We start from the raw sequence: 24,950 nt of genomic DNA on the forward strand, positions 1-24,950 counted from the left end.
CTATAAGAAAGTCCATATCAGGTAAGAGGATTGATACCAGCATGCTTTCATTAAACCAGTATCATAATAAATTAAATGGGGACTTATTTATGATACTTCAAGGGCAGGCAAAAAAATATTTTACTTTTTTCTTGCCCACAGAAAAAAACCGATGATTAAACTAAACATTCAGAAAATTACCGCTTATCAATGAGGCTTATGCTCGTCATCATCGGGTTTACTATCTTTCAACGTACGGGAGGCGTTATCCTGCTTACGCTCATATTCACCCTCGAAAGTATTACTATCTCGTCTAAACCCACCGCTATTATGAGGACGATAGAAATTGATATGTGGCATCAGTTTCATCACTAATGTTTTTTGAACCGCTGGCAGTAACAACAGCAATCCAAGGAAATCCGTAAAAAAGCCGGGAAGGACTAACAGGAAACCCGCCAGTAAAAGAGAAACGCTTTTTATCATTTCTGCGGCCGGACTCTCGCCGTTAACCAGCTTCTGCTGGATCTGGAGAAAATTCTTTATGCCCTGACTGCGAACCAAAGAGATACCAACACAAGAAGTAAACAACACCAGTAACAGAGTTAACAGCACACCTAGTTCGGAGGCAACGCGCACAAATAAGGTTGACTCAATGTAGACAAGCAAAAATATCAGGATAAATGGCAACCAACGCACTTGGTGCTCCTTCAATTGATTTGGATGAACGGGTTGTATCCTGAATAAATCATATCAACAAAATCCAAGGGACAACCAAATTAATGTTTTTTAGTTTATTAAAGATATAATTGGGGTCACAGTTATCGTTTTCAATCCTCTGAAAATTTTGCTAATTAAACACTCAATTGTGATAAATATCACATATATCAAATCAGACTAAACAAATACCACTATAAAGTGATCCAGATTCAATGCATTTATTGCTAACCAGCATATGATCACGTGGGCAATCCGGTGATAAAAAGTTCATATCATAACTATTGCTGTTGGCAACATAATGATTTAATGAACGCATAATTAGACAGTAAAAACGTCATCTAATAAGAAGGTTCTCATGTCAAACAACATTCGTATCGAAGAAGACCTGTTAGGTAAACGAGAAGTCCCTGCTGAAGCCTATTATGGTATTCACACCTTACGTGCGATTGAAAACTTCCATATCAGTAACAACACCATTAATGATGTACCCGAATTTATCCGTGGCATGGTGATGGTAAAAAAAGCCGCAGCCTTAGCTAACAAAGAACTGCAAACGATTCCTAAAAAGATTGCAGACATCATCATCAAAGCATGTGACGAAGTGCTCCATACCGGCAAATGCATGGATCAGTTTCCGGTCGATGTGTTTCAGGGCGGCGCCGGTACTTCACTCAACATGAATACCAATGAGGTTCTGGCAAACATTGGTCTGGAACTGTTAGGCCATAAAAAAGGCGAATATGAGTACCTGAATCCTAATGACCACTTGAATAAAAGCCAATCAACTAACGACGCCTACCCAACCGGTTTCCGTATTGCAGTTTATAACTCCATCCTGAAACTGATCGAGTCTATTGAACTGTTAATTGCGGGCTTCGATAAAAAAGCGAGAGAATTCAGCGATATCCTAAAAATGGGTCGTACCCAGTTACAGGATGCTGTTCCTATGACGCTGGGGCAGGAATTCAACGCATTCTCTATCCTGCTGAAAGAGGAAGTTAAAAACCTAAACCGAACCTCTGAATTACTGCTGGAAGTTAACCTTGGCGCTACTGCTATCGGTACCCGCTTGAATACAGCACCAGGTTATCAGAAATTGGCGGTTGAAAAACTGGCGGAAGTTTCAGGTTTACCTTGCGTACCAGCCGAAGACCTGATTGAAGCCACCTCTGACTGTGGGGCTTACGTTATGGTCCACGGTGCTCTGAAGCGCCTGGCTGTCAAACTGTCTAAAATTTGTAATGACCTGCGTTTGCTCTCTTCTGGCCCTCGTGCTGGCCTGAATGAAATCAACCTACCAGAATTACAGGCAGGCTCTTCTATTATGCCGGCAAAAGTGAACCCGGTTATTCCAGAAGTTGTGAATCAGGTTTGCTTCAAAGTTATTGGTAACGATATTTGTGTTACTATGGCGTCCGAAGCAGGCCAGTTACAGCTCAATGTAATGGAACCTGCTATCGGTCAGGCCATGTTTGAATCTATCTCCCTGCTAAGCAACGCTTGCCGCAACCTGGTAGAAAAATGCGTTAATGGCATCACGGCTAACAAAGAAGTTTGCGAAAATTTCGTATTCAACTCGATCGGTATCGTGACATATCTGAACCCATTCATCGGTCACCACAATGGTGACATTGTTGGTAAAATTTGTGCTGAAACCGGTAAAAGTGTTCGTGAAGTCGTGCTGGAACGAGGCTTACTGACCGAAACTCAATTGGATGACATCTTCTCTGTAGAGAACCTAAAATGCCCATCTTACAAGGCAAAACGTTTTGACGATTAAGTTGTTGAATATAATAAAAAATAGCTCTTAGCAACAAGGCACGCAACTCCAACTGGATAGCGTGCCTTTTTACTTCCCTACATGCACAAAGTATTAACCTAAAATTTTCAAATTTTTAATTATTTCAAGGAGTCACTATTATGTTAGCCGTAGAATTGATTATCGTTCTGCTGGCCATCTTCCTGGGTGCAAGATTAGGGGGAATTGGCATTGGATTTGCCGGTGGTCTTGGCGTTCTGGTGCTGGCTGCAATTGGCGTTAAACCAGGGCATATCCCATTTGATGTTATTTCCATCATTATGGCAGTTATCGCTGCTATCTCTGCAATGCAGGTTGCCGGTGGTCTGGATTATCTGGTTCAGCAAACGGAAAAACTGCTGCGTAAAAATCCAAAATACATCACGATACTCGCACCTATCGTTACCTATTTCCTGACACTGTTTGCAGGTACAGGTAACATCTCTCTGTCAGCATTGCCCGTTATTACTGAAGTTGCGAAAGAGCAAGGCATTAAGCCATGCCGTCCACTTTCGACGGCGGTTGTAGCGGCCCAAATTGGCATCACCGCCTCCCCCATTTCCGCGGCGGTCGTTTATATGTCTTCTCTGATGGAAGGCCACGGCGTCAGCTATATCCATCTGTTAATGGTGCTATTACCATCCACTTTCGCCGCTATCATTCTGATGTCTTTCATCATCTCTTGGGCGTTCAATTCCAAGCTGTCTGATGATCCCGTTTACTTAAAACGTCTGGAAGACAATCTAGTAACTCTGCGTGGCAGCAAACAAATTGAAGTTAAACCAAAAGCTAAAGCTTCCGTTCTGTTATTCCTGTCAGGTGTTATCAGTGTTGTTATTTATGCTATCGTCAATAGTCCAAGCATCGGCCTGATTGAAGAACCTCTGATGAACACCACTCACGCTATTCTGATCATTATGTTGAGTGTCGCAACTATCACGACGATGTTCTGTTCAGTTGATACTGACGCTATCCTGAACTCCAGTACCTTTAAGGCGGGTATGAGCGCATGTATCTGTATTCTCGGTGTTGCATGGCTAGGAGATACTTTTGTACAAGCGAACATGGATTGGATTAAAGACACTGCCGGAGACTTAATCCACTCTCAACCTTGGTTGCTAGCGATTATTTTCTTCTTCTGTTCCGCCCTACTCTATTCTCAGGCGGCAACCGCAAAAGCATTGATGCCGATGGCTTTGGCTCTGAACGTCACACCATTGACAGCCATCGCCTCTTTCTCCGCGGTTTCTGGGTTGTTTATACTGCCCACTTATCCAACCTTGGTTGCCGCGGTTCAGATGGATGACACCGGCACTACCCGTATCGGCCGTTTTGTATTTAATCATCCATTCTTTATCCCTGGCACCATTGGGGTTGCTCTAGCTGTTGCCTTCGGTTTCCTATTCGGCAGTATGATCCTCTAATTCCGGCTGCCAATAACCACTTAACCCAGGGGCGTATACCGCCCCTGACTCCCCTCTCCCAAACGATCTATTTTCGCTGAAAACCTTCGATGGCTGCTCTAATCTTAACCAGAGCACTTTCTGGTCTGACAGCCTTAGGTTATAGTGCTGAATCTATTTCATTTAATTAGCGATCATTATCTTTATGATTAAACGTACTCTGATGCTATTTTTGCTGCTTTGCAGCACCCTCTTTACCTCAACGGCAGCGAATTCGCTGTTTGAACAACCGGGGCAAAATCCATATTTGCCAGTAGATCAGGCATTCATGTTTGATTTTCAGCAAAAAGGCGACAAATTGACGTTAGACTGGCAGATCAAACCGGGTTATTACCTTTATCGCAAACAACTTCATATTGAGCCGCAACAGGCCACACTGGGTAAAATCACGTTGCCACAAGGTACAGCTCATCGAGATGAATTTTTTGGTGAAACCGAAGTTTATTTCCAACAACTTATCGTCAATGTTCCTGTTACAGAGGCGAACAACAATTCCAATATCGTTGTCACTTATCAAGGCTGTGCCGCCGCAGGATATTGCTATCCACCGGAAACCCGTCTTGTTCCATTGAGTGCAGTTGTTCCATCAAAAACAACTGACTCAACACCGACTGAACCTGTTCAGAAAACACCAGAAAGTGCATCAAATGATCAACAGCATTTACCTTTCTCACCACTCTGGGCAATTTTGATTGGCATCGGTATTGCCTTTACACCTTGTGTACTGCCGATGTATCCATTGATTTCCAGCATTATTCTTGGCAGCCAACGCCCTAAGAGCCTAAAACAGATATTTTGGTTAGCGCTAAGCTATGTTCAAGGCATGGCGATCACCTACACATTACTTGGATTGGTTGTAGCGGCTGCGGGTCTACAATTTCAAGCCGCACTGCAACATCCGTATGTACTGATTGGCTTATCCGTATTGTTTATTCTGCTAGCACTATCAATGTTCGGCCTCTATTCTCTGCAACTGCCTTCCACTGTTCAGACACGCTTAGTCAACTGGAGCAACCAGCAAAAAAGCGGTTCACTTCTCGGTGTATTCGCTATGGGGGCGTTAGCGGGATTAATTTGCTCCCCTTGTACTACCGCGCCTTTAAGCGCTATTTTGCTCTACATTGCTCAAAGTGGTAATACTGTGGCAGGTGGCCTAACCCTTTATCTTTACGCTTTGGGAATGGGATTACCGCTCATTGCCGTCACCCTATTTGGTCATAAACTCCTGCCACGCAGTGGGCCTTGGATGCAGTATGTTAAAGAAGCTTTTGGCTTCATTATCCTCGCGCTACCCGTTTTCCTGCTGGAAAGAGTTATCGGTGATACTTGGGGAATACGATTATGGAGCCTGCTGGCCGTCAGTTTCCTGGGATGGGGATTTGCTCTGACGATTAGAAGCCAAAACGGTTGGGTACGAGTCATACAACTGATATTGTTAATTCTGATGCTGATAGCTACCCGTCCATTGCAGGATTGGTTTTGGGGTACAACAGTTACCCAACAATCGCAACACAGCCTCAACTTCCGTCAGATAAATAACTGGCAGGAATTAGAACAAATAATGACACAAAACAGCCATAAAACCATTATGCTTGATTTCTATGCTGACTGGTGTACCGCTTGTAAAGAATTTGAAAAATATACATTCAGCGATCCACAAGTTCAGTCACAACTGCGGGATACCTTACTGTTACAGGCCAATGTCACGAATAATAGCCCGCAACAGAAACAGCTTTTAGAAAAACTGAACGTTCGGGGATTACCGACCATTCTGTTTTTTGATTCCCAGGGAAAAGAGATCCCTGATTCACGGGTAAATGGCTTTATGAATGCAACCCGCTTTAACGAACATTTGCAACATCTGCCAAAATGATTCAGAAGGAGAACACCGTGCAACGAGAACAAGTTCTTAGTCATGCCTTAAACTTACTGGAGCAACATGGCTTATCCATCACAACTGAGATACTTTTTGGCTCGCTTAACATGGATATCGAATATCTCAAGCAATTCTGGTCCGATCGGGAAGCGCTGCTTTATGACTGCCTACGTTATCACGGCCAACAAATTGAAGTCTGGCAGCGACAAATATTACTGGATGAAAATCTGACACCGGAAGAGAAGCTACTAGCTCGTTATGCCGCCCTTGATGAAAAAGTAAAAGAAAAGCGCTACCCAGGTTGCCTATTTATCGCGGCCTGTAGCGAATTCCCTGAATCTGACCACCCTATTCATCAATTAGCTGAATTACAAAAACAGAGTTCTTCCCGTTACACCACCGAGCTACTACACCAACTGGATATTGAAGATTGCGAACTCGTTGCTAAACAGATGGAACTGATTCTGGAAGGTTGCCTGAGCAAGCTACTGGTCAAACGGGATATTGATGACATCGCTACGGCAAAACTGCTGGCAGAAGATGTTTTAGCTATTGCCTTATGTCGCAAAAATGGTGCGTTAAGTTAACAAAAATCAGCCTAAGATGAACAACCACACAAATTCCGGGCAAAAAGAGAGCAAACAATCAGCTTTTATCATTTTTTATCAGAAAGGCATTGACGACTTAGGCTGAATACGGTTTAATGCGCCCCGTTGCCCGGATAGCTCAGTCGGTAGAGCAGAGGATTGAAAATCCTCGTGTCGGTGGTTCGATTCCGCCTCCGGGCACCAATTCAAAGTGCGCTTGTTGGGAGATAAAAACTTAACGGGCGTTCGATACTGGGACCTAAGTGCATCGTTACAGTTGACTTAATCTTGCGTCGCTTCGATATAAAGTATAAAGGTTCTAGATTCAGGATATCTGAGAGATCAGGTGTCCTTTTTTCGCTCGAGCGCAATATTTACAAGTTCTATTGCAACTGTCAAGCCATCCAAACTAAAATCAATGAATTAATTAACACGATGTTGTATGTTGGTTACTCAACTTTCCTCATTGATCAGAAGAAAGTTAATTATGGGTGATGGTATCAGTTCAAAAAAATTCCCTATCTTGCAACAGGGAATTTGTAATAGATTAAGACAAGTTCAATCAATAGCAGGCATACTCTGCTTTATCCGATTAACATTTCTCCTCTCTCTGGCTCAACATCGATATACAGCATTAACTCACGCTCCAGCGCACGCCCGGCAATATCCAGATTGATATCAATATATTCCATCGTCGTGGCAATACTGCGATGCCCCAGTAATCCGCGTACCATTTGCAAATTACGATCAGGCGCTTTCATCAGTTCAGTTGCCAATGTATGCCGGAAACGGTGTGGACCCACATCAAATCCACACTCCTTTGATAAGCGCCGAAAGAATGACTTTATCGTCTGTAACTGGTCGGTTTCACTTCCTCTGTCTGTTTTGGCGGTAAAATAGTTCACACAGAACAGAGGATCACTCAGTTTTGCCCCAGCCGCCAGGGCACGTTCCAGCAAAATTTCCAGTCGCGGATACAACCATTTCACCACCGGCACCAGGTGTTCATAATGGTTCTTACTCCCCTCGGAGCAAAGAATAATCCGGCGTTCTTTCAGATCAACATCTCCAAGCCGAATATGTAATAGCTGATTTTGCCGCATCCCGGTATAACGCAACGTATCCAGTACCGTCAGCCAATACCAGGTCGGATATAATGCACAGCGGGCACGATGGTTATCCCCTGCCTGTCGTTCCCGCTCTTCAAATTGCCCCATCGTGAGATACAGGGCTGTCAGCTGTTTTTTGGTTAATGTTTTCTTTTTCTTCTTGTTCGCATTAACCACGACACCATTAAATGGGTTTTCCGTTTGAGGCAGTATTTTTTCTTTTATCGCCAAATTAAACAACGCCCGCATATGCGCAATCTTACTGTTCCAGGTCACACCTTTCCGTCCGGACTGATGCAACACATATCTGCGCCACGCCAGCACCTGTTGTCGGGTCACTTGAGCAGGCCGATTGTCCACACCTGCAAACACCTGGAAGGTATTCACCACCTTGCGATAACTTGACTCCGTATCCGGCCGCAACATTTTGGCAAAGAAATACTCATCCAGCAGGTTATCCCAGGTCATACTGTCCATCTCTACTTCCTCACTTCATCAATTTAAAAACCCATTGCGGGGCGCAGAAAATAACATATTGTTATTAAAGATGCTTTCTCATGAAATCATGAGAAAAGGGCTATCTTCCGGTACAGAACGGTCACGATAAAGCAACGTGTTTTTGATTAAGTAGCCATGAATACGTTGATAGGAGCCAGTCCGATCAGCTGAATCATAAAGATGACAGCAACAAAAACACTTTCCACCACTGACTCGATGTCGTCCCAGCCGCTCAAATGCGGTTTGTACCCGTTTCCATTTTTGGCTAACCTCTTTGCCATCTGCCTGTTTCTTCTCACCGAGAAACTGGAAGAAAATGGCCGGCGCACTCACAAACACAAAACCACTGACCAGATGTATCCGGGCTTGCGGCGTATTAATGGTCATCACTCCATGCCTTAACCCAGCGGACAGCCAGTCCCAGAATTGCTCTCCAATACAGGATGTCTCAATAACATTTTCATGCTGCAATGTTGTCTGAACCGCGTGTTGTGAAGGCACCGGCGTGTATGGCGGTATGATTTCTGCTTCACTGGCCACAACCTGTTCTGTCACTGTGCCCGCGACATTTATCCCCATTAATGACAATAGCTGTTGCGTGCTCCCATCCGGCGGCATCCCCTTCTCCGGCGCGACTGTCATGACGGCAGAAGAGATCTCATCAACCGGCCTCACGGCTGATGAAACAATTTCAGTCATCGTGTTATCTTCCTGCCGTCTCTGAGAAGGCAGAACACTGTCCATTGTTGTTGATAAAGGCGTAGCAGAAACATCGAGGTTTCCTGAAACAATCATTTGCGGTGATGCCGCCGCGACAGAGAATATTTCTGATATTGTCGGCGCGCCCGCTTTATTCAAAGCTGCTGTAATTATCTGATTTATTGCGTCATCTTCCTTCATGTCACCGGATAAAATACAGAACAGCGCAGGCAAGGCATGAGGTACTGACGCCAGCCAGGTCAACGCCTTGGCCGGCAGCAATCGTCCGGCGAGTAACAGCCCGAAATGACAGGCAACCCTCGTCTCCACTGGAGGAGTTTTGAACCGGAAACGATACGGCCCCTGCGGCACAACCAATCTCGGGTACCAGGGTTGGCCTTCATCCAGTTCTCCGTCAAACTGGGCCAAAACAGGTAAAAAATGAAATAACGCAGCGTAAAACACCACCGTGCTCCATATCACACTTTGTTCTGCCTGCGTCTCAGGGGCTACACCCGGCGGTAACATCTGTCCTTTCGCCAGACGTACGGCAAATGCAGTACATTGCAAAGTCACATCTATCAAGCCACCCAGGTGGGCATAAGACCCCTGCGGTGCCGCCGGAAGTTGTTGCATCAATGCAACACACTCATGTAACGGGGCCAGCCACAATGCCTGATAGTGTGTTTTAGGTAATGCGCTATTGTCCCACAGACACTGTAAACACTGCCGTCGCCGGGCAGTATCCAGCAACAGTCTGGACTCAGACGGCAAAAAGTAGCCTGCTTTGACCGTTTCTGGGATGGCGGTGGGTTGTGGAAGTAACTTTTTTCCTGCGGATGTTCCCGCCAGCAGGATTTTAATTTTTTTCAACACGATTAATCTCCTCTTTTTTCCCAAAACCCTAATACATCCTCTGACAGGGACAAGGCAAAACTCTTTTCCGGGAGTAAAAATTAATCGATGAAAACCACGCGCAATGATTCAAACGTTCCCAATTCCGTCACGGGTAAACGAAGCGTGTATCCGGTTATTTCGTTGAATCAGTCATGATAAGTACAAAAGGCACATGGCGGCTCATGCAAGAAAGGATTAAGGGAAATAGAATGTGTCCAGTGCCTCTGGGAAGCACTGCCGATTCAGACCAAAACGTGTCAGAGATGAACAAAACAGCCTCAATCGATTTATTTCTCATCTCCGTCCTGTTGGATAAAACTCCGGCCCAAGAGCCGGAATTTGCTTAATCCAGTGTCTCAAACCGTTTGAACTTCATGCTGCTTACGATTTTTCCTGAGACGACAAGGCCAGTTTTCCAGCCAGTGTACCGGGGTATACATGACCCGATGACGTTCATTTGTCAGCGCATTACCTACCACCACCTCCCCGGGTATCCCCAACAGAGAAAGCTGGATATACGCCATGGAAGCGGCTACGACGTCCATATCAACGCAGGATACCCACATATGCCGGGCAGGGATATAGCCTGAGGTTTTCAATTCTTCCGCCACCGCAATAACCATACAACCCGCGCCACAGGCAGGCTCGTACAAGGTGAAAAAGGGGTGTTTCTCTAAAAATTGTCGCATGTCACTCAACTGCATGTTTGCCATCACCCGGCTAATATGCCAGGGTGTGAAGAATTGCTTCAGGTGCTTGCTACCCAGATTCATCTCCATGAAAATGCCGCCAAGAAAATCGTGGGGTTCGTGTTCCAATCCCCTCATGACATGCACAAGCAGTTGAGACAGCCGGGTCACATCTTCCGGTTCATAATATTTTATGATTTGCAAATACTGTTGCTCCAGCTCACTGTCCGGGCAAACAGCATTATGCAAACTGATTGCCGCACACTGCACAAAATCACCAAATACCCGGTAGCGATGATGATAACAAGCTGTCTCATTCAATAAAGCCATAAACGCTTTTTTGTGATTAATCAATACAGACAAAACGTGTTCCTGAGAAAAGGGGGAACACGCCCCCTCAGAGGAAATATTCCCCCAATGGGTAAATCGCCGGCGTTATATCCGCCGGCAGTAGCGTTATCAGACGCTCAGGCAAACCTGAACCTGTTTTTTATGTCAATTCACCACAGGAATTTCCCTGCGGGATAACATTGTCAGCGCACTAACATCCGTCATGTGAAATATTGCCGAGAATGTAGTCCGGCCCAACCACTTTACGGATACCGTCCTCATCTTCCTCGCCAAATTCCAGTGTATCAATGCTACCCTCTTCCCTCTGCCCATTCCGGTATCTGTCGTAACCACAAAAACTACGGCCACCTTTAAAATAATGGGTGATATGGCAGTGATATTGCCTGGATAAAGGTGTTATGACTTTTTCATACCACGGTTCCCTGGGTGTTTTGTCAAAATGTCCGGTCAGACTGCCATCATCATTGTGCTTCCAGGCTATTTCATAACCTCGCGGCTGTGCCATACCGTACAATCGGATATACAACTCACGAGTCGTTTCGTGATCCCTTAACAATCCACCGCAAAATCCATTGATTTCACTCGCAAGACGGGTCGGTATCAGCAGAAACAAGTCACAAGGAACTGTCTCTGTCAGCCGGTCATCAAGATGAGACCACAGCATTTCCGTGTCACGTTCTGCGTTCCAGTCAACCAGACCGAACCAGTCGCAGGACTTTTGGTTAAACAACGCTATGATGGTTTCCTGCGCTGCCGGGAGCAACGTCTCCCATTTTCGCGCGGCCAGACCACTTTGTTGGTATAGCCTGTCAATCTGTTGGCTGGTGACTTCATCAAGCGCAACATTCTCTTTTAACAAGGCCAGCCAGTGCTCAAACGCCCGGTTTTCCGGTGAGTCTACCCCTGTTCCTTTCGCTACCAGCGCCGGATAAAGTGGGTAATCTGTCGTTTCAGTGGGTTGCAGGAGACCGGCACAGCCCGCGACAAACAGCTTAATACTTTGATGGATAGCCTGCCCGTAATAGGGAATGACGTCTCCCAATCCCCATTGTTGCAGAGCCTCCAGTTGGTCAGGTTGACCCGTGATATGCAAACGATTAGCGTACCACTTCGGCATAGTAGAAAATCCTCTTTTTTACCTGAAACAGGGCATACCCTGTGAAGGCAATACCCCCACAGGCAGGTGATAAGTTCAGCGATGTGAAAAAAGGCTATCCCGCTTTCGGATAGACCTATCCGAATTATTTATAGCCGGACAGCCGGTCTCCACAATTTTGTGGCCTGTACATCAGGGCGCCTTCTTTTTCCAAACGCCGCGATAATCCTGCCCGTCATCACCCGGTACAAATCAGGCCGGAAACGCCTACCATGACGACGAGCGACTTTGTTCTTGCGGATAATTTTTGAGGCTGTTTTGGTCTTAATCTTTTTCATCAGTAACGCTCCGAAATAAAAACGGGCGTTATCCCCTGACGGGAAATAACGCCCGTCAGGGTGAAAACGACTGCCGACATCCCGGCAATCAGGGGTAAAATTGTGTGATAATTTGTGTGGCTGTCAGCGTCACCTTCAGATCACATTTGTCATTCAGTAACCGGTTGAGTGTTAATACGGAGAAACCCAGCTTTTCCGCAAAATCATCTCCGCCCACCGCCTCCCGGGCACGTTCATACCAGCCTTCGTCCTTCTCTGGATGATAACCGCACGCATAAGCGACAAGATACCTGCCGTTTTGCATCGTACCCATATCAGACATGATATAAATACCCTGATCTTTGACCAGCAACACGTCACACTGATGGGCTATCGCTTCCCGCAACACGGGTTTCAGGTCTTTAGCCTTAAAAAGTAACATCGTCGTTCTCCTGAGGAGAAACGTTCCCCTTGAGGGAACATTTCCCCCAATGGGTTAAATTTTAGTTATGCTGCCAGCCTCTGTACTGGCGAAGACAGGCTCACTGAACGGGTTTTCAGCACAAACTGCTCATCTACCCAGGTGATTGCCTCATCCACCACATCCCGATAATCTCTGACTGTTGGGTTGTTAACATCTTCAATGTCTACATCTGATCGAAAACTCTCTATCACACGATCATTTTTGTATACCACATCAACCCGAAACTGGACGGGCGTCATAAATCCATCGGAGACCTCATCGATATAGTCTTCGAGATACCCTGACTCAAATTCCTCTGCATCAATATTGTGCAAATCCTGTGGCCCCATTAATACATCGATGTAACCGATAGCGGAGGAAAAACGCCGGATTAAACGGGGTTCAACCTGTAAGTAACGCAGAAATTGACCCAAACGTTCAAAACAATACAGACACGTTTCTGTCAACTGCTTATCCAAATAGTCCATAAAACGTGTCCAGTACTGTTGCGTTTTACTGAACTGTTCCAGCGTGATTTGTTCCTCCTCCGGCAAGTTATCCTGTGCCGTCAGACGGAGAAACTCCTCCGCCGACATATTCAGCAAAACGGCTGTGTCGGGTCTGATAAGGGTATCCACACGACCACTGCTTTCCGGATGGGTATAGGGCATCAGCATCGGATCCTGATAAGCATGAGATATCGCATCCATTCCCCGTATCCATAACGTCAGGATACGCTCACTATTTCTGCATCTGGCCCGGTTTGCCGGATCCTCAGACAAACTGTCCAAAAGATGAGTCATGATGGGCAAAAGTAACTCTTTGATAAACTTTATATAGGTATTGATGTAATCTCCCTGGCTCTCATGAAACAGATAGAAAATAGCGTCGTCATCCAGCTCCAGCCCCATTCGCTCTGCGAATTGATGCCGAATATAAAAACGTAATAAAGACATAAGGGAAATCTCGTGATTGACGGGGTTCCCCCTGTAGGGGATATCCCCTATCGGGTTAATGTGATGCCACCCAATGGTGACTTTGAATTAAAGATGTGATGTCAGCCAGCCTTGCGCATCACTATTTCGTCTTCAGCTTCCTGACGCTGACGTTTGAACTGCCAGAAGCCTAAATGGTACATTGGCGTCACCATTTGCTGAGACATGACATGAGTGAGTGAATTGCCTACCGTGACCACGGCCGGGATGCCCAGCAATGACAGTTGGATATACGTCATCATCGCGGCAACCGGGTCGATATCGACACAAAACGCCAACATCTGCCGCTGAGGATTAAACCCCGCTTCCAGCATGGCCTGATGCATCGCAATAATCATCCCGCCGGCGCCACAAGCCGGGTCAGACACCGTGATATATTCATGCTCTCCGGATCCCAACCTCGTCAAGCCTTCAGCGAACTGCATTCTGGCCATCATATGGCTGACAGGAAACGGCGTAAAATACTGGCCAGCCTGGTCATTACCTAATTCCAGCGCCATGAAAATAGACCCCAGAAAATCACCGACCTCATACTCCAGTCCCATAATAACTTCACTCAGCAAACGACTCAGCCGGAATGCATCTTCACGGGAATAACGTTTAACCCGCTGCATATAGTCCGCTTCAAATTCCTCATTTTGCAATAGCGCGTTATACAATGAACAGGCTGCCATATGCACAAAATCACAGAACACCTGCCAGCGGTTTTCATGGGGCGCAATCTGGTTAAACAGTCTGATAAAAGCCTGTTTATGTGGATTCGGTTCCCGGTAAGTTGCCGCTAATGGCAGCGCCACAACGTTATCGTCAGGCGGATCATTATCTTCATCCGCATAGCCACGGTCAGACGCCACCGGCGGTAACAACAACTCCTCAGCGTGTGATGATCTGTCCGGCTCGCCAGTATCCGCGGGTTCTGCCACCGGGATCCGAGCATAGTTCAGACACGATGGCTGGCTGGCAAATAACGCCAATGCCTCGCTGGCCTGCCCCAACTCTTCCGGGAACAACCTGCCTTCTGGCTGGTCATGCCGTTCCCAGTGATATATTCGGGCTAAAGCACTGACAGCCATCAGCGGCGTGATACCCTGATCAATATGGCGCTGAACCACCTCATCATATTCCAGCATGGTGTCATTCAGCGGCAAACCATAGTGCTCACTGAGCAACACGGCAGCCATCTGCTGCCACAATTCCACTTGGGTCGGTAACTGCTGTCTGCGGTCTTGCAAATAATCCATAGCACGGCGGGCATCATTAGCCACCTGAAATAACCACCACGGATCTGAACCCAAAGCGTGTTCCCAATGTACTGTATTATCAGGATAGACCGAGTTACCCCGGACACCGGTTAATGCCGCCACAAACGCCGCGCCCAATGCTGTCACCCATTGTTCCCGAGCTTCATCTAACTCACTTTGGGTTGTCAGGCCAAAGCGGTTTAACCGGGACGGATGGCCAGTGGCATAAACCAGTTGATGCAACAAGTCATGCCAGTATTGTGAACCTTCAACGTAGTCCCGCCGGACAGGCAGCTCAATACGGTCATGCCATGGTCGGTAAACGGGCACGATGCCCGACCGATGAACCACCGGGATCCCACTGGCCGTCACCAGTTGCTGAACAGCGGTAAAACCGGGAGCCGGACGCGGAGGTAAAGGAAAACCGGGTTGAAGTTCTGTCGGCAGTCCTTCACATTGTTCCAAATTAATGACACGTATCAGCGACATTGAAGGCCGGTAACGGACGATGGTTGTCGGTTTTTCACCGTTGACCACCCATCCGCCTAACGCTCTTAAATCATCACCGGTTAACCAGCGGTTAGATATCAACTGCCGCTGCAACATAGTTTGCCAGAGCAACAGCACATTGATACCGCTAAACGGTTGTCCGGTCAGCGCATGCTGCGGCAAACCGTACTCACTGGCCGCTTGCCAGGGCGCCCATCCACTTTCCAGGCTGTCTGTAAGACGTCGGGTTATTAACCGGCAGATATCATCCGGTAGGTAAGAAAGGGTCATCATTTTTCCTGTCTAAAATTAAGGAAGAGACCCTTCCACAGGGAGTCGTCTCTCCCCGGGGGATAAATAATTAGCGCATGAAATAATGCGCTATTTTGGCCGGTAACGCGGTCAGCCAGTGATAAACTGCTGACAAGTCAACCTCGTAAGCGTGAAACATCAAACACACGCCTGTCACCAGCGACGTTAATGCTATCCCGGTCAACAGCCAGCGACGACGCTGCCTGAGTTTTTTCTCCTTTAGCTGAACCTGTTGATACAGGAACAGCCCCAGCGTCTGCAACTCACTGAACCGGTGAAATTCCTCACGCCGTAAGGCTTCACAGGCCTCATCGTAACGCTCAAGCTCGGTCGGATGATGACGAGCAAGAAAACAGCGATAACCGTGATTTCTCAGCGTGTGATAGTGATTGTCGAATTGCGCCTGCAGCCACTGATTAAACCGGCTACGGGTTTTTCTGAATATTTCCGGCTCAGCCAGCGCCTGCACTGACAGGGACTGGGACGGTTCTCGAATGTGTTCTTTCGTCGTCATTGTACTCATAGGGTTAACTCCTGTTGTAAAAAAATGACTGACGGAGTTAACCCTCACGGGTTTCCCCGTCAGGGTAATCAATCCATTAGGCGTCCAACGCAATCAGCAACCGATCAGATTCATGTTTAAGCCGCAGCGCTTGCCATAAGGGGGCCTTCATGTCGCCGTCATGCGGCAAACAGAAAAAACCAAACGTCACCTCACACGTTCCCGGCTTTGCTGCCGACCAGGCTTTGAATGCCTGGTAAATCAGTTGATGAAACCGCTCGGTTTCATATTCCGGCGCAGACGGATAACTTACCATTCGCAGCCAGACTGGCTCTTCAATCGCCACAGCCGGCATCACCGACCGGGTAACGGCAGTCAACGTCTCATTGACCATTATGCAGCCTCATCATAAACCTTTGACAAACTACGCTGTCTCAACAGACGCGTGAGCATCTGCTGCGCCGAATCCACCGCTTCCGTTTCGTCGATAAGGTACCGCTCGCCATAAAACGGCTCCGAACTCTCCTCACCGAAATACAGCAACTCCACACCCGGTTTGTAGCGGTGTCTATCTCTGACCACAACTGGTCTCCCGCACGACTTCGCGTCATCAGAAAGTTGCCATTTACCCGCATACACCGTGTGTCTTCGCGTATGAGCTGCCGGTAGTCTCACCTGTCTTCGACGTAATAGCCGGGACATAACATGGTAAAATGACAGCGAAATCCAACGAATAACGCTCCAAAGTACTGTCACAAAGATCATTAACATCGTTCGTCTCCTTTATCCCCATAACAACTGGAAAACCAGCAACAGCACACCTAACGTCAGGATCCCCGCAATTTTGAACAGCGTTATCATGCCCAAAAGTTTAAGAAGTGCTTCACGATCTCGGTAGTCACGCTCATCACGGATCAAATCGCGGATAAGTGAGCGTTGTTTCGGGGTTAATGTCTCTGAAGCCGGCAGGATTGTCGGATCAGAAGGTGAATGAAAAGCAGGCATTAACAGCTCCTGTTACCGGAAACCCGCCCTTGACGGGGACAAGCCCCGGGAAGTGAAAAAAGATGTCCGTCAAGAACATCATACAAAGTGAATAAATCCGTCAGGTCAATCCTTATCAGGACGCCTTTAAGATACGGGAACTGGCCCTGTTATCGCCAACCCGGGAAACACGCCTCACTTGGGTTAAATAAAAATTCAGTTCGAATAAGCAGATAATATTTAATCAATAGCCGCGAGTATTTTTTTAGCTTCTGAATGCCCACGAGCATAACCATACAAAGCATGAAAGGCTTTAATATCGTCGTCCTGCTCACTGAAATCTGCCAGTTCATACAGAGAGAATAGCGTCACCGTGATGCCAAAAGCCTCCGCTGACATGCTCCCCTCAAAACCATTATCCTCAACAAACACACGGTATTGTTGTTGAAACGTCGGAACGGCATAAAAAATGCCATTTGACAAAACACGGCCCTCCCAGAAATCGCCCTGATACCCGGGACATAACCGAATGGCCCGGCGAAAAAACATTTTCTTTAACAACGCCTCAAGCCAGCTTTGTGTCGAAAACAGTTCTTCAAACCGGACAGATTTCACCGATATTTCCGTTGATAACGATAAAGTTTGCATCATATTTCCTCGAATGAAAAAAACGAGGAACACTCTCCCTGTATCAGGGAAAAGTCTTCCCCGTCAGGGTGGTAGTCAGAATGGGTATCACGGTATTAACCGCTTATCCGGCAGGTAGAAAATCTCATGACGCCAGTCACCGCAGTCATTATCATCACTGCTGTCAACAGGGGTCAAACAGGTTTCCTATACGTGGTTCGCTTGTACGGGCAGACTCGTGAGTCTCAAAGCCGCATTTTATATTTCCTATTAGCAATCCTCCTGATGACTGAGGAAGATTGTCGCCCATCGGGAAACTAAACGCCTCCACTGGGTCAGTAAAATTGCACCTTCATCACTGATGAGTGATACCCGTTTTCAAAGGATAAACGGGTGTACCGCCCAAAGGCGCCACTTTGCAGGCTACAGTGGCATTACAGGTCACTCGAAAGCGTCAGTCTCAGACCCCCTGACATTAAGAGCAGTCACCCGAAAGCGTTCCTCTCAAACTGCAAGAACATTGACAGTTGTTCAAAAACAACAAATAAGCCAATCTATGCTAAACAGAATACTTTTCTTATTCAAGCTAAATCCAAAAACAGATTAATCATGGCCACCCTGTCTATTATACACACGGGCAACATAATGCCCGCGTCCATCCCCATGCCCTAAATCCATTGAAACCATCGCTTCCGCTTCTTTTCGACTGAATCCTTTCGACAAATGATAATTTATGGCCTCAACAGCATAAGCATAACGCAAACTGTGTGGCGAAGACTTTCCGGTTAACCCCGCTTCCCTGACAATATTCCGGTAACGATCAATGGCTGAATGCAAATTCGGCTTATCAATCAAACGCCCCTGATTTTTATTGGCATACTTTATTGCCGCCCTGACTGCCTGGATCATTTTATCCCGATCAACCACCGTCGTGTCACGGGGACGTCCCCCTTTTGTACCAAACACCACCCTCACTCTTTCATCCCCACGCAATAAGGCTTTTTCCCACGTTTTTAATGACTTTGCCGCCTGAACCGCTTCTTCCGTTCGCAGTCCCAGAGCAGTCCCAGATAACGAGAAAGTTGCATGTTTGATTTGCGCTTCCTGCGGCTCGATTGATATCTGTGCATCGGGGCGGGGAAATTGTTGAGTTCTTGCGAGGCACCCCAGCTCTCTGAGCTGTTCGCAGTTTACGCCGTTCTGACCGTTGTCAGACTACCTCCAACGCCAATTTTCACTGACGTCGCCGATCAATACCGAGTCGATTGTTCTCCTTCTTCTGAATATAAAACGTCAACATGATTGTTTTTCACTCAAGACGTTAAGGTGGATTGCGATCTTTAAACCCTCCGACTAGGGTACTACGTATTGGTCAGAAAGTGGAAGATACGGGGAAAACCTGTATTACGTGGTTTTGGATGTTGTACGCTTGCAGCATCACTTAGTAATCGCTCTGCTTTTACACAAGTGACGCCGCACAACGGTGGACGCTGAAATCATTGACATTCACTGATCCTGTTGCACAATTTCCGTACAGAATTCAGAATGTTTATCGTCAGTGTTCAAAACGCAGGTTAATGTTTTTCAGAACGAAGCAAAGAATGCTCTGTCCGTATTGCGTGGTAAGCCGGTTGTGAATAACACCGGGTAACTTTCATCGCCGGACGGTGGGTTGTTGTCCGACGACACCGGCTTCCAAAAGTGCGCAGATGTACCGCATTGTGATACTCTCCCTTACAGGCTATAGGCGTTTTATTTCGCTATCTAATGGGTGATCCTTACAGGCGATCATATCACTAGTAATCACATTCAGATGGTAGCGTGTGTCTCAGGCGGGGCCAATGCCAGTGCTATGATATCTAACCAGCCGCTTTCACACACTCCTGGGATCTAACACTGAAGCGCAATACTATTCCTTTATTCTTTAATTTCTAAAGGTTTTTTATATTTAATGCCGGTTAATTCTGACAAATCGACATCTTTTCCTTCAGTGTGAAAGATTTTTCTGCGCCTCAGGTTGTACAGGTGAAGACAATGCTCACACATGTCAGTAACATTAGCCGGATTTTTGATCGCCTTAAGTGTCCTGACAGCATATTTACCACATCGGCACCGCACGACATAGATGGCACTGTTTTTATGGTTACCCCGTTGTGATAAAGGGCGGACTCCTAACACCGTAAAAAAGCCATATTCATAGCCCTGGACCTGCATCAATATGTTGATTAATTTGGGCTCTCTTTTATTTAAACGTAAATCATATGTCGTTTTGTAAGGAATAAAATGACTGGATTGTTTTTGACTTTTCTTTCTATTATCATTTTTATCGGTATCGACCATCACTTTCCCTGAACCATTTTAGAATATATTAAAGGTTTTACAATCTAACCGTTTTCACTATTAATTCAATAGAGGAATAGCTAAAATTAATAGGTAAATCGGGTCCAATTCTATTTATTTTCATTATCATAAATGGCGAAGCCTCAATGGGTTCGACCATTGAGGCTTCTATAAATCGTCTACTACCAAAAACAAAAGAGTTAATGTAAATAGCACATGAGAAATATAGCGCTTTCAGTGTAAATCACCTTGAATTAAATGACATTAAGCCATTTGCTTTTTTGTGATATACATCATACATATTGAGTCAATGCAATGCCAATATGAAATATAAAAACACAGAAAACGGATATAAAGCCAATCTAAATTAAGAAAACAAATAAATTTAATAATTTACCTGCCCCGCTAATAATATTTATCTAATTTTTAATTATCGGGGCAATGATAAACAGGTTAAACAGGCGGAAAAAAATAAAACTGGCATAAAATTCGAACCATGATGCTTAAGGGATAACTGCGTATCCCTTAAGTTTTAAAACCCGGTTTGAACCGAGCAGAGTCAGGAAATATTCCAGATAACTGTTTGTCGTCACGCGCGTACCTCCATGCTGCCTGACAGGGCATATTCACACAACAGGATAAACAGCACATTCGCTGATTAACACGGCACAATATTCCGGTTTGTTTTCCGTCAACTGCCAGATTTTCCGGTTGCCCCAGACCAACAGCGCGTAAAGGCTTAATCGCCATAACAGCCACAACGATTGATAGTTCTCCATCCAGCGATTAAAGGCAGAAAGGTTTTCGGGATAGCGTATCCCCGCCCAGCCTGTTGCTAGCGTAACTAAGCCCAAGGCTGTTTCGATTCAAATTAAATTCAAAAACCGATTAATCGTCACCGTGCTGTTTATTGTAGACACGGGCAACATAATGCCCGCGTCCATCCCCATGCCCTAAATCCATCGAAACCATCGCTTCCGCTTCTTTTCGACTTAATCCTTTCGATAAATGATAATTTATGGCCTCAACAGCATAAGCATAACGCAAACTGTGTGGCGAAGACTTTCCGGTTAACCCCGCTTCCCTGACGATATTCCGGTAACGATCAATGGCCGAATGTAAATTCGGTTTATCAATCAAACGACCCTGATTTTTATTGGCATACTTTATTGCCGCCCTGACTGCCTGGATCACTTTATCCCGATCAACCACCGTCGTGTCACGGGGACGTCCTCCTTTTGTACCAAACACCACCCTCACTCTTTCATCCCCACGCAATAAGGCTTTTTCCCACGTTCTTAATGACTTTGCCGCCTGAACCGCTTCTTCCGTTCGCAGTCCCAGATAACGAGAAAGTTGCATAGCCGCAGCTACCCCTTCATCTTTCCCCCGGACCACAACAAGCGTCGTGTGATAACGCTCATCCGAAATCGCCATCTTAGTCCCCTCCCGGCTGGCGCCAGATAATCCGAGCGCATGATTACTTAACCGTTTGTGATGAGGGTTAGCTAATTGAGATCTTCCCGCCATAGCGAATATCGCCCGAACAGCCGCCATCTCATTTTGTAACGTGCGCTTTGAAATATTCTCTGACTTTCGGCTATCAATATATTTTTCAATATGATTAATTTTCATATTCTTAATATCACGGATTTGAATATTTAATATCGCCATGCTTTCTGCCAGACGTTTGGCTATTTTCATTCTGTCTGAAACGGTTTTAAAACTGCCGCCAGCCTGACGGGCCAATGTGACTAACTGTTTACTCAACTTTGACATTCAAACGATTTCCTTTTTAACCCACACGACACCACCGCTTGTAACCTGACGGAGGCAAGCAATACAAAACAGTATTCTGAATGTCATCTCTCAACCCCAACGGCACGGTTTGATTTGCGCTTCCTGCGGCTCGACTGATATCTGTGCATCGGGGTGGCGAAATGTTGAGTTCTTACGAGGCACCCCAGCTCTCTGAGCTGTTCGCGGTTTACACCGTCCTGACCGTTGTCAGACTACCTCCAACGCCAGTTTTCACTGACGTCGCCATCAATATCGAGTCGATTGTTCTCCTTCTTCTGAATATAAAACGTCAACATGATTGTTTTTCACTCAAGACGTTAGGGTAAGTGGCAGTCTTCAAACTATCCTGACCAATGTACTACGTGTCGATCAGACGGTAGAAGACGTGGGGAAAGCTTGTATTACGTGGCTTGGCAGGCTGTACGCTGGCAGCGTCACTTGGTTTTCGTTATCACGCCAACAAGTGACGCTGCCCGTTTCCTCTGGACCCAATGCGCTGTCCGCAAAATAGCCAATAACCTGTCGAATCTGGCAACAGTCATCCAGACTGCTGAACGAAACCACCCAGGCAAGCGTAGAAAGCAAAATGAACCGTAGGTTGTTGTTTGAGGATACTGGCAAGTCGGAAAACTGTCTGTGAAATTGCACCTTCATCACTATCGTTAGTGATACCCGTTTTCAAAGGATAAACGGATTTGCCGTCCGAAGACGCCATCTCTCAGGCTACAATGGCATTGAAATCAGTCACCCGAAGGCGTTCCTCTCAGACTGCGGGAACATTAACGATCGCTTACGCGACAACGAATACTGCCTTAAATTAATCAAGGTCCATTTCAAGGTCAAGAAAGCTTTTCATACTGTATAGAATAATCATTTATGCCTTTCAAAAAGTGAGCAAAATGACAGGCCGAACAGTTGACACAAAGCAAGACTGGCATAAATCCGCACTAGCGATCTTTGTCTCCTTAAGGTTCATGATTTTTTCCACTCTGTGAATGAATTACGAACACCTGCTTCTGATGATTATCTCCCAATCCGCAATAGCATAGTTCTGCCAACTGAGCTAAAAGTTATCATCCAACCTAATCAGAAAAGGTCATTACTTATCACAAATTAAAAATAACTGTCACAGTTCAAGTCATTCAATGCTGAAATCAATCATCATAAATGTGATTTACATCACATAATTAAAATAAAACAATAAAGTTAATTTGAAATTATTAATGCTGGTTATTAAATGATTAATATTAATCTATTTTTTATACAATGCTGTTACAAAATAATCACATTGGCCTGTTTTTTGCTTTGTCATATAACCTCTTGTTTTTGCTGCTATCTTAACCAACCCCCTATTTTAGTTGCCTGGTTGATAATCAACCCTAAATATTGATCGTTAAGTTAAATTCGTGGTTAATGCTGTTTCGACATTGTGGAATAGAAAGTCAATGAAAAGCAGTATTTTGGTATTAACGGTCTTTTGTAGCGTAGCCTCAGGCAGTCAAGCCGCCGACATCGCAGATCAACAACTCATTCATCAACAGGCCCGCCAGCAAGCGCTGGAAGCGCAATTAGCCCCGCCGCCTGCGGAAGTTCATCTGTCGGTACCGGAAACCGGGGAGGCATCCGCCTTTGCGGTGGAAACCCCCTGTTTTCCTGTCACCCATGTGGTATTGGCCGGCACCGAAAATTTCCCGCACTGGCTACCGTTCCGGCGTGTCGCTCAACAGGGCGAAAACCATTGCCTGGGCGATAAAGGCATTAACCGGCTGATAACCCAGTTGCAAGATCAGCTCATTAATCACGGCTATGTCACCAGCCGGGTTCTGGCTCCTCCCCAGGATTTGCGTACCCAAACCTTAAAACTGGTGATGATACCGGGCAAAATCCGGCATATCCGCTATACCCCAGACAGCGGGAACTATATCCAGCGGATAACCCCCTTTCCCGCGCGTGAAGGCAAGTTACTGGATTTACGGGATATCGAGCAGGGATTGGAAAACTTGCAACGTTTCCCGACCGTGCAGGCGGAGATGAACATTGTCCCGGCAGCGCAGCCGGGGGAGAGCGATATTGTGCTGGACTGGCGTCAGTCCCGGCACTGGCGAGTCGCCACGTATCTGGATGATACCGGTTCCAAAAGCACCGGGCGTTATCAGGGCGGTTTAACCTTCTTTCTGGATAACCCGCTGGCGCTCAGCGACCTGTTCTATCTCTCCGGTGGGCGCGATATTCACTCATCTGCCGGGAAAGGCAGCCAAAACGACACGCTCTATTACTCGCTGCCGTTCGGCTACTGGATGGCGAGCGTGACGGCCAGTCATTACGATTATACCCAGACGATAGCCGGGCTGAATCAGGCGATCCAATACCGGGGCAAAAGCCAAAACCTGGCGGTCCAGCTTAGCCGGGTGCTGCATCGTAACGCCGACCAGAAAACCTTGCTCAACGGTGAAATTTATCGCCGGACTTCGCGCAATTTTATTGATAAGACCGAAGTCGACGTTCAGCGCCGGGAAACTGCGGGCTGGAAGCTGGGGCTGTCTCATCATCACTTTATCGGCAGCGCGACGCTGGATACCCGGGTGACTTACCAGCAGGGCATGCGCTGGTTTGGCGCGCAACCGGCGCCGGAAGAGTACCGCAATGAGGGGACCGCCTTGCCTAAAATCACCCAGTTCTCGGCGACGCTTTCCGGGCCGTTAACGCTGTTTTCTCAGCCCTTTTCTTATCAAACCCAATATCTGCGGCAGATAAGCGCCAGCCCATTGACACCCCAGGATCGATTCTCGATTGGCGGTCGCTGGACGGTGCGCGGCTTTGATGGCGAGTTGACCTTATCCGCCGATCGGGGCTGGTACAGCCGCAACGAATTGGACTGGCAAACCCCGCTGAAAGGGCAGTCGCTGTATCTGGCAATGGATTATGGCGAAGTGGGCGGCCGGGGCAGCGACGCGCTGCTCGGAAAACACCTGGCGGGGAGCGCCCTGGGCTGGAGAGGCAACCTGAAAGGGGTGAGCTACGACCTGTTTGTCGGCGTCCCGCTGTCCAAACCCGCCGGTTTCCAAACTTCCCCCGTCACGGCCGGATTCAACCTGTATTGGCAGTATTAATTCAAATAGCA

At 46.6% G+C, this 24,950-nt stretch carries 24 protein-coding genes, 1 tRNA gene and 1 pseudogene; 6 read left to right on the forward strand and 20 right to left on the reverse strand.

Features of this window, described 5'->3' with window-relative positions:
• Positions 1-186 precede the first annotated feature (186 nt).
• A complete protein-coding gene (locus B0X70_RS20830) occupies positions 187-675 on the reverse strand; it encodes an FxsA family protein (RefSeq protein ID WP_036809432.1) in 489 nt (162 codons plus the stop codon).
• Between the two features lie 376 nt (positions 676-1,051).
• Here B0X70_RS20830 and aspA point away from each other — a divergent pair, with 376 nt between their 5' ends.
• From aspA to B0X70_RS20855, 5 genes are all read left to right on the forward strand, one after another.
• Entirely contained in the window at positions 1,052-2,476 is a 1,425-nt protein-coding gene (gene aspA / locus B0X70_RS20835; protein ID WP_110086403.1) for an aspartate ammonia-lyase, read from the forward strand.
• A gap of 140 nt (positions 2,477-2,616) precedes the next feature.
• Positions 2,617-3,918 carry an anaerobic C4-dicarboxylate transporter gene (locus tag B0X70_RS20840; RefSeq protein WP_110086402.1) on the forward strand — a complete coding sequence of 434 codons (1,302 nt, stop codon included), beginning with the start codon at positions 2,617-2,619 and terminating at the stop codon, positions 3,916-3,918.
• Positions 3,919-4,102: 184 nt separating this feature from the next.
• Positions 4,103-5,830, forward strand: coding sequence for a protein-disulfide reductase DsbD (locus B0X70_RS20845; protein ID WP_217470274.1), 1,728 nt, complete (start codon positions 4,103-4,105; stop codon positions 5,828-5,830).
• A 17-nt stretch (positions 5,831-5,847) separates the two neighbouring features.
• The gene (gene dicD / locus B0X70_RS20850) at positions 5,848-6,420 is read left to right on the forward strand and encodes a division control transcriptional repressor DicD (RefSeq protein WP_217470275.1); all 573 of its coding nucleotides are present in this window, start codon (positions 5,848-5,850) and stop codon (positions 6,418-6,420) included.
• Positions 6,421-6,548: 128 nt separating this feature from the next.
• A tRNA-Phe gene (locus B0X70_RS20855) sits at positions 6,549-6,624 on the forward strand.
• Positions 6,625-7,004: 380 nt separating this feature from the next.
• Here the strand turns inward: B0X70_RS20855 and B0X70_RS20860 are convergent.
• The 19 genes and pseudogenes from B0X70_RS20860 to B0X70_RS20950 form a co-directional block, all read right to left on the reverse strand.
• On the reverse strand, positions 7,005-8,006 hold the full coding sequence (locus B0X70_RS20860) for a tyrosine-type recombinase/integrase (protein WP_217470276.1): 1,002 nt from the start codon (positions 8,004-8,006) through the stop codon (positions 7,005-7,007).
• A gap of 78 nt (positions 8,007-8,084) precedes the next feature.
• Positions 8,085-9,602 (reverse strand): conjugal transfer nickase/helicase domain-containing protein, encoded by a 1,518-nt coding sequence (locus B0X70_RS20865; protein WP_246593348.1) that lies wholly within the window; start codon positions 9,600-9,602, stop codon positions 8,085-8,087.
• A 377-nt stretch (positions 9,603-9,979) separates the two neighbouring features.
• Entirely contained in the window at positions 9,980-10,675 is a 696-nt protein-coding gene (locus B0X70_RS20870) for an N-6 DNA methylase (RefSeq protein WP_246593349.1), read from the reverse strand.
• Positions 10,676-10,853: 178 nt separating this feature from the next.
• Positions 10,854-11,780 carry a DUF1281 domain-containing protein gene (locus B0X70_RS20875; protein ID WP_217470278.1) on the reverse strand — a complete coding sequence of 309 codons (927 nt, stop codon included), beginning with the start codon at positions 11,778-11,780 and terminating at the stop codon, positions 10,854-10,856.
• 128 nt (positions 11,781-11,908) lie between these two features.
• A complete protein-coding gene (locus B0X70_RS20880) occupies positions 11,909-12,097 on the reverse strand; it encodes a hypothetical protein (protein WP_040152197.1) in 189 nt (62 codons plus the stop codon).
• 88 nt (positions 12,098-12,185) lie between these two features.
• Positions 12,186-12,518 carry a DUF3085 domain-containing protein gene (locus B0X70_RS20885; protein ID WP_046975216.1) on the reverse strand — a complete coding sequence of 111 codons (333 nt, stop codon included), beginning with the start codon at positions 12,516-12,518 and terminating at the stop codon, positions 12,186-12,188.
• Positions 12,519-12,583: 65 nt separating this feature from the next.
• Positions 12,584-13,495, reverse strand: a complete 912-nt coding sequence (locus B0X70_RS20890; RefSeq protein WP_217470279.1) for a hypothetical protein — start codon at positions 13,493-13,495, stop codon at positions 12,584-12,586.
• A gap of 101 nt (positions 13,496-13,596) precedes the next feature.
• Entirely contained in the window at positions 13,597-15,555 is a 1,959-nt protein-coding gene (locus tag B0X70_RS20895; RefSeq protein WP_246593350.1) for a TA system toxin CbtA family protein, read from the reverse strand.
• A gap of 70 nt (positions 15,556-15,625) precedes the next feature.
• Positions 15,626-16,192 (reverse strand): hypothetical protein, encoded by a 567-nt coding sequence (locus B0X70_RS20900; RefSeq protein WP_246593351.1) that lies wholly within the window; start codon positions 16,190-16,192, stop codon positions 15,626-15,628.
• Positions 16,176-16,472, reverse strand: coding sequence for a hypothetical protein (locus B0X70_RS20905; RefSeq protein ID WP_046396235.1), 297 nt, complete (start codon positions 16,470-16,472; stop codon positions 16,176-16,178). The genes B0X70_RS20900 and B0X70_RS20905 overlap by 17 nt, the downstream gene beginning before the upstream one ends.
• Entirely contained in the window at positions 16,472-16,849 is a 378-nt protein-coding gene (locus tag B0X70_RS20910; RefSeq protein WP_036814764.1) for a hypothetical protein, read from the reverse strand. The genes B0X70_RS20905 and B0X70_RS20910 overlap by 1 nt, the downstream gene beginning before the upstream one ends.
• A 12-nt stretch (positions 16,850-16,861) precedes the next feature.
• Positions 16,862-17,083: a hypothetical protein gene (locus tag B0X70_RS20915; RefSeq protein ID WP_036814765.1), complete on the reverse strand. Its 222-nt coding sequence runs from the start codon at positions 17,081-17,083 to the stop codon at positions 16,862-16,864.
• 219 nt (positions 17,084-17,302) lie between these two features.
• The gene (locus B0X70_RS20920) at positions 17,303-17,713 is read right to left on the reverse strand and encodes an antirestriction protein (RefSeq protein ID WP_217470281.1); all 411 of its coding nucleotides are present in this window, start codon (positions 17,711-17,713) and stop codon (positions 17,303-17,305) included.
• Positions 17,714-18,292: 579 nt separating this feature from the next.
• Positions 18,293-18,748, reverse strand: a pseudogene (locus B0X70_RS20925) (integrase domain-containing protein); the annotation flags it as partial.
• Positions 18,749-19,606: 858 nt separating this feature from the next.
• Complete coding sequence (locus B0X70_RS20930; protein ID WP_110086621.1) at positions 19,607-20,029, reverse strand: hypothetical protein; 423 nt, start codon at positions 20,027-20,029, stop codon at positions 19,607-19,609.
• Between the two features lie 626 nt (positions 20,030-20,655).
• A complete protein-coding gene (locus B0X70_RS20935) occupies positions 20,656-20,883 on the reverse strand; it encodes a hypothetical protein (RefSeq protein WP_181148744.1) in 228 nt (75 codons plus the stop codon).
• Positions 20,884-20,917: 34 nt separating this feature from the next.
• Positions 20,918-21,808, reverse strand: coding sequence for an integrase domain-containing protein (locus tag B0X70_RS20940; protein ID WP_217470282.1), 891 nt, complete (start codon positions 21,806-21,808; stop codon positions 20,918-20,920).
• A 390-nt stretch (positions 21,809-22,198) separates the two neighbouring features.
• The gene (locus B0X70_RS20945; protein ID WP_217470283.1) at positions 22,199-22,393 is read right to left on the reverse strand and encodes a hypothetical protein; all 195 of its coding nucleotides are present in this window, start codon (positions 22,391-22,393) and stop codon (positions 22,199-22,201) included.
• Complete coding sequence (locus B0X70_RS20950; protein WP_160297013.1) at positions 22,368-22,544, reverse strand: hypothetical protein; 177 nt, start codon at positions 22,542-22,544, stop codon at positions 22,368-22,370. The genes B0X70_RS20945 and B0X70_RS20950 overlap by 26 nt, the downstream gene beginning before the upstream one ends.
• Before the next feature lie 730 nt (positions 22,545-23,274).
• Between B0X70_RS20950 and B0X70_RS20955 the strand changes: the two genes are divergently transcribed.
• Positions 23,275-24,939 carry a ShlB/FhaC/HecB family hemolysin secretion/activation protein gene (locus B0X70_RS20955; protein ID WP_217470284.1) on the forward strand — a complete coding sequence of 555 codons (1,665 nt, stop codon included), beginning with the start codon at positions 23,275-23,277 and terminating at the stop codon, positions 24,937-24,939.
• The last annotated feature ends 11 nt before the right edge of the window (positions 24,940-24,950 follow it).

The sequence above is a fragment of the Photorhabdus akhurstii genome, from assembly GCF_019090985.1.
Classification (GTDB): domain Bacteria; phylum Pseudomonadota; class Gammaproteobacteria; order Enterobacterales; family Enterobacteriaceae; genus Photorhabdus; species Photorhabdus akhurstii.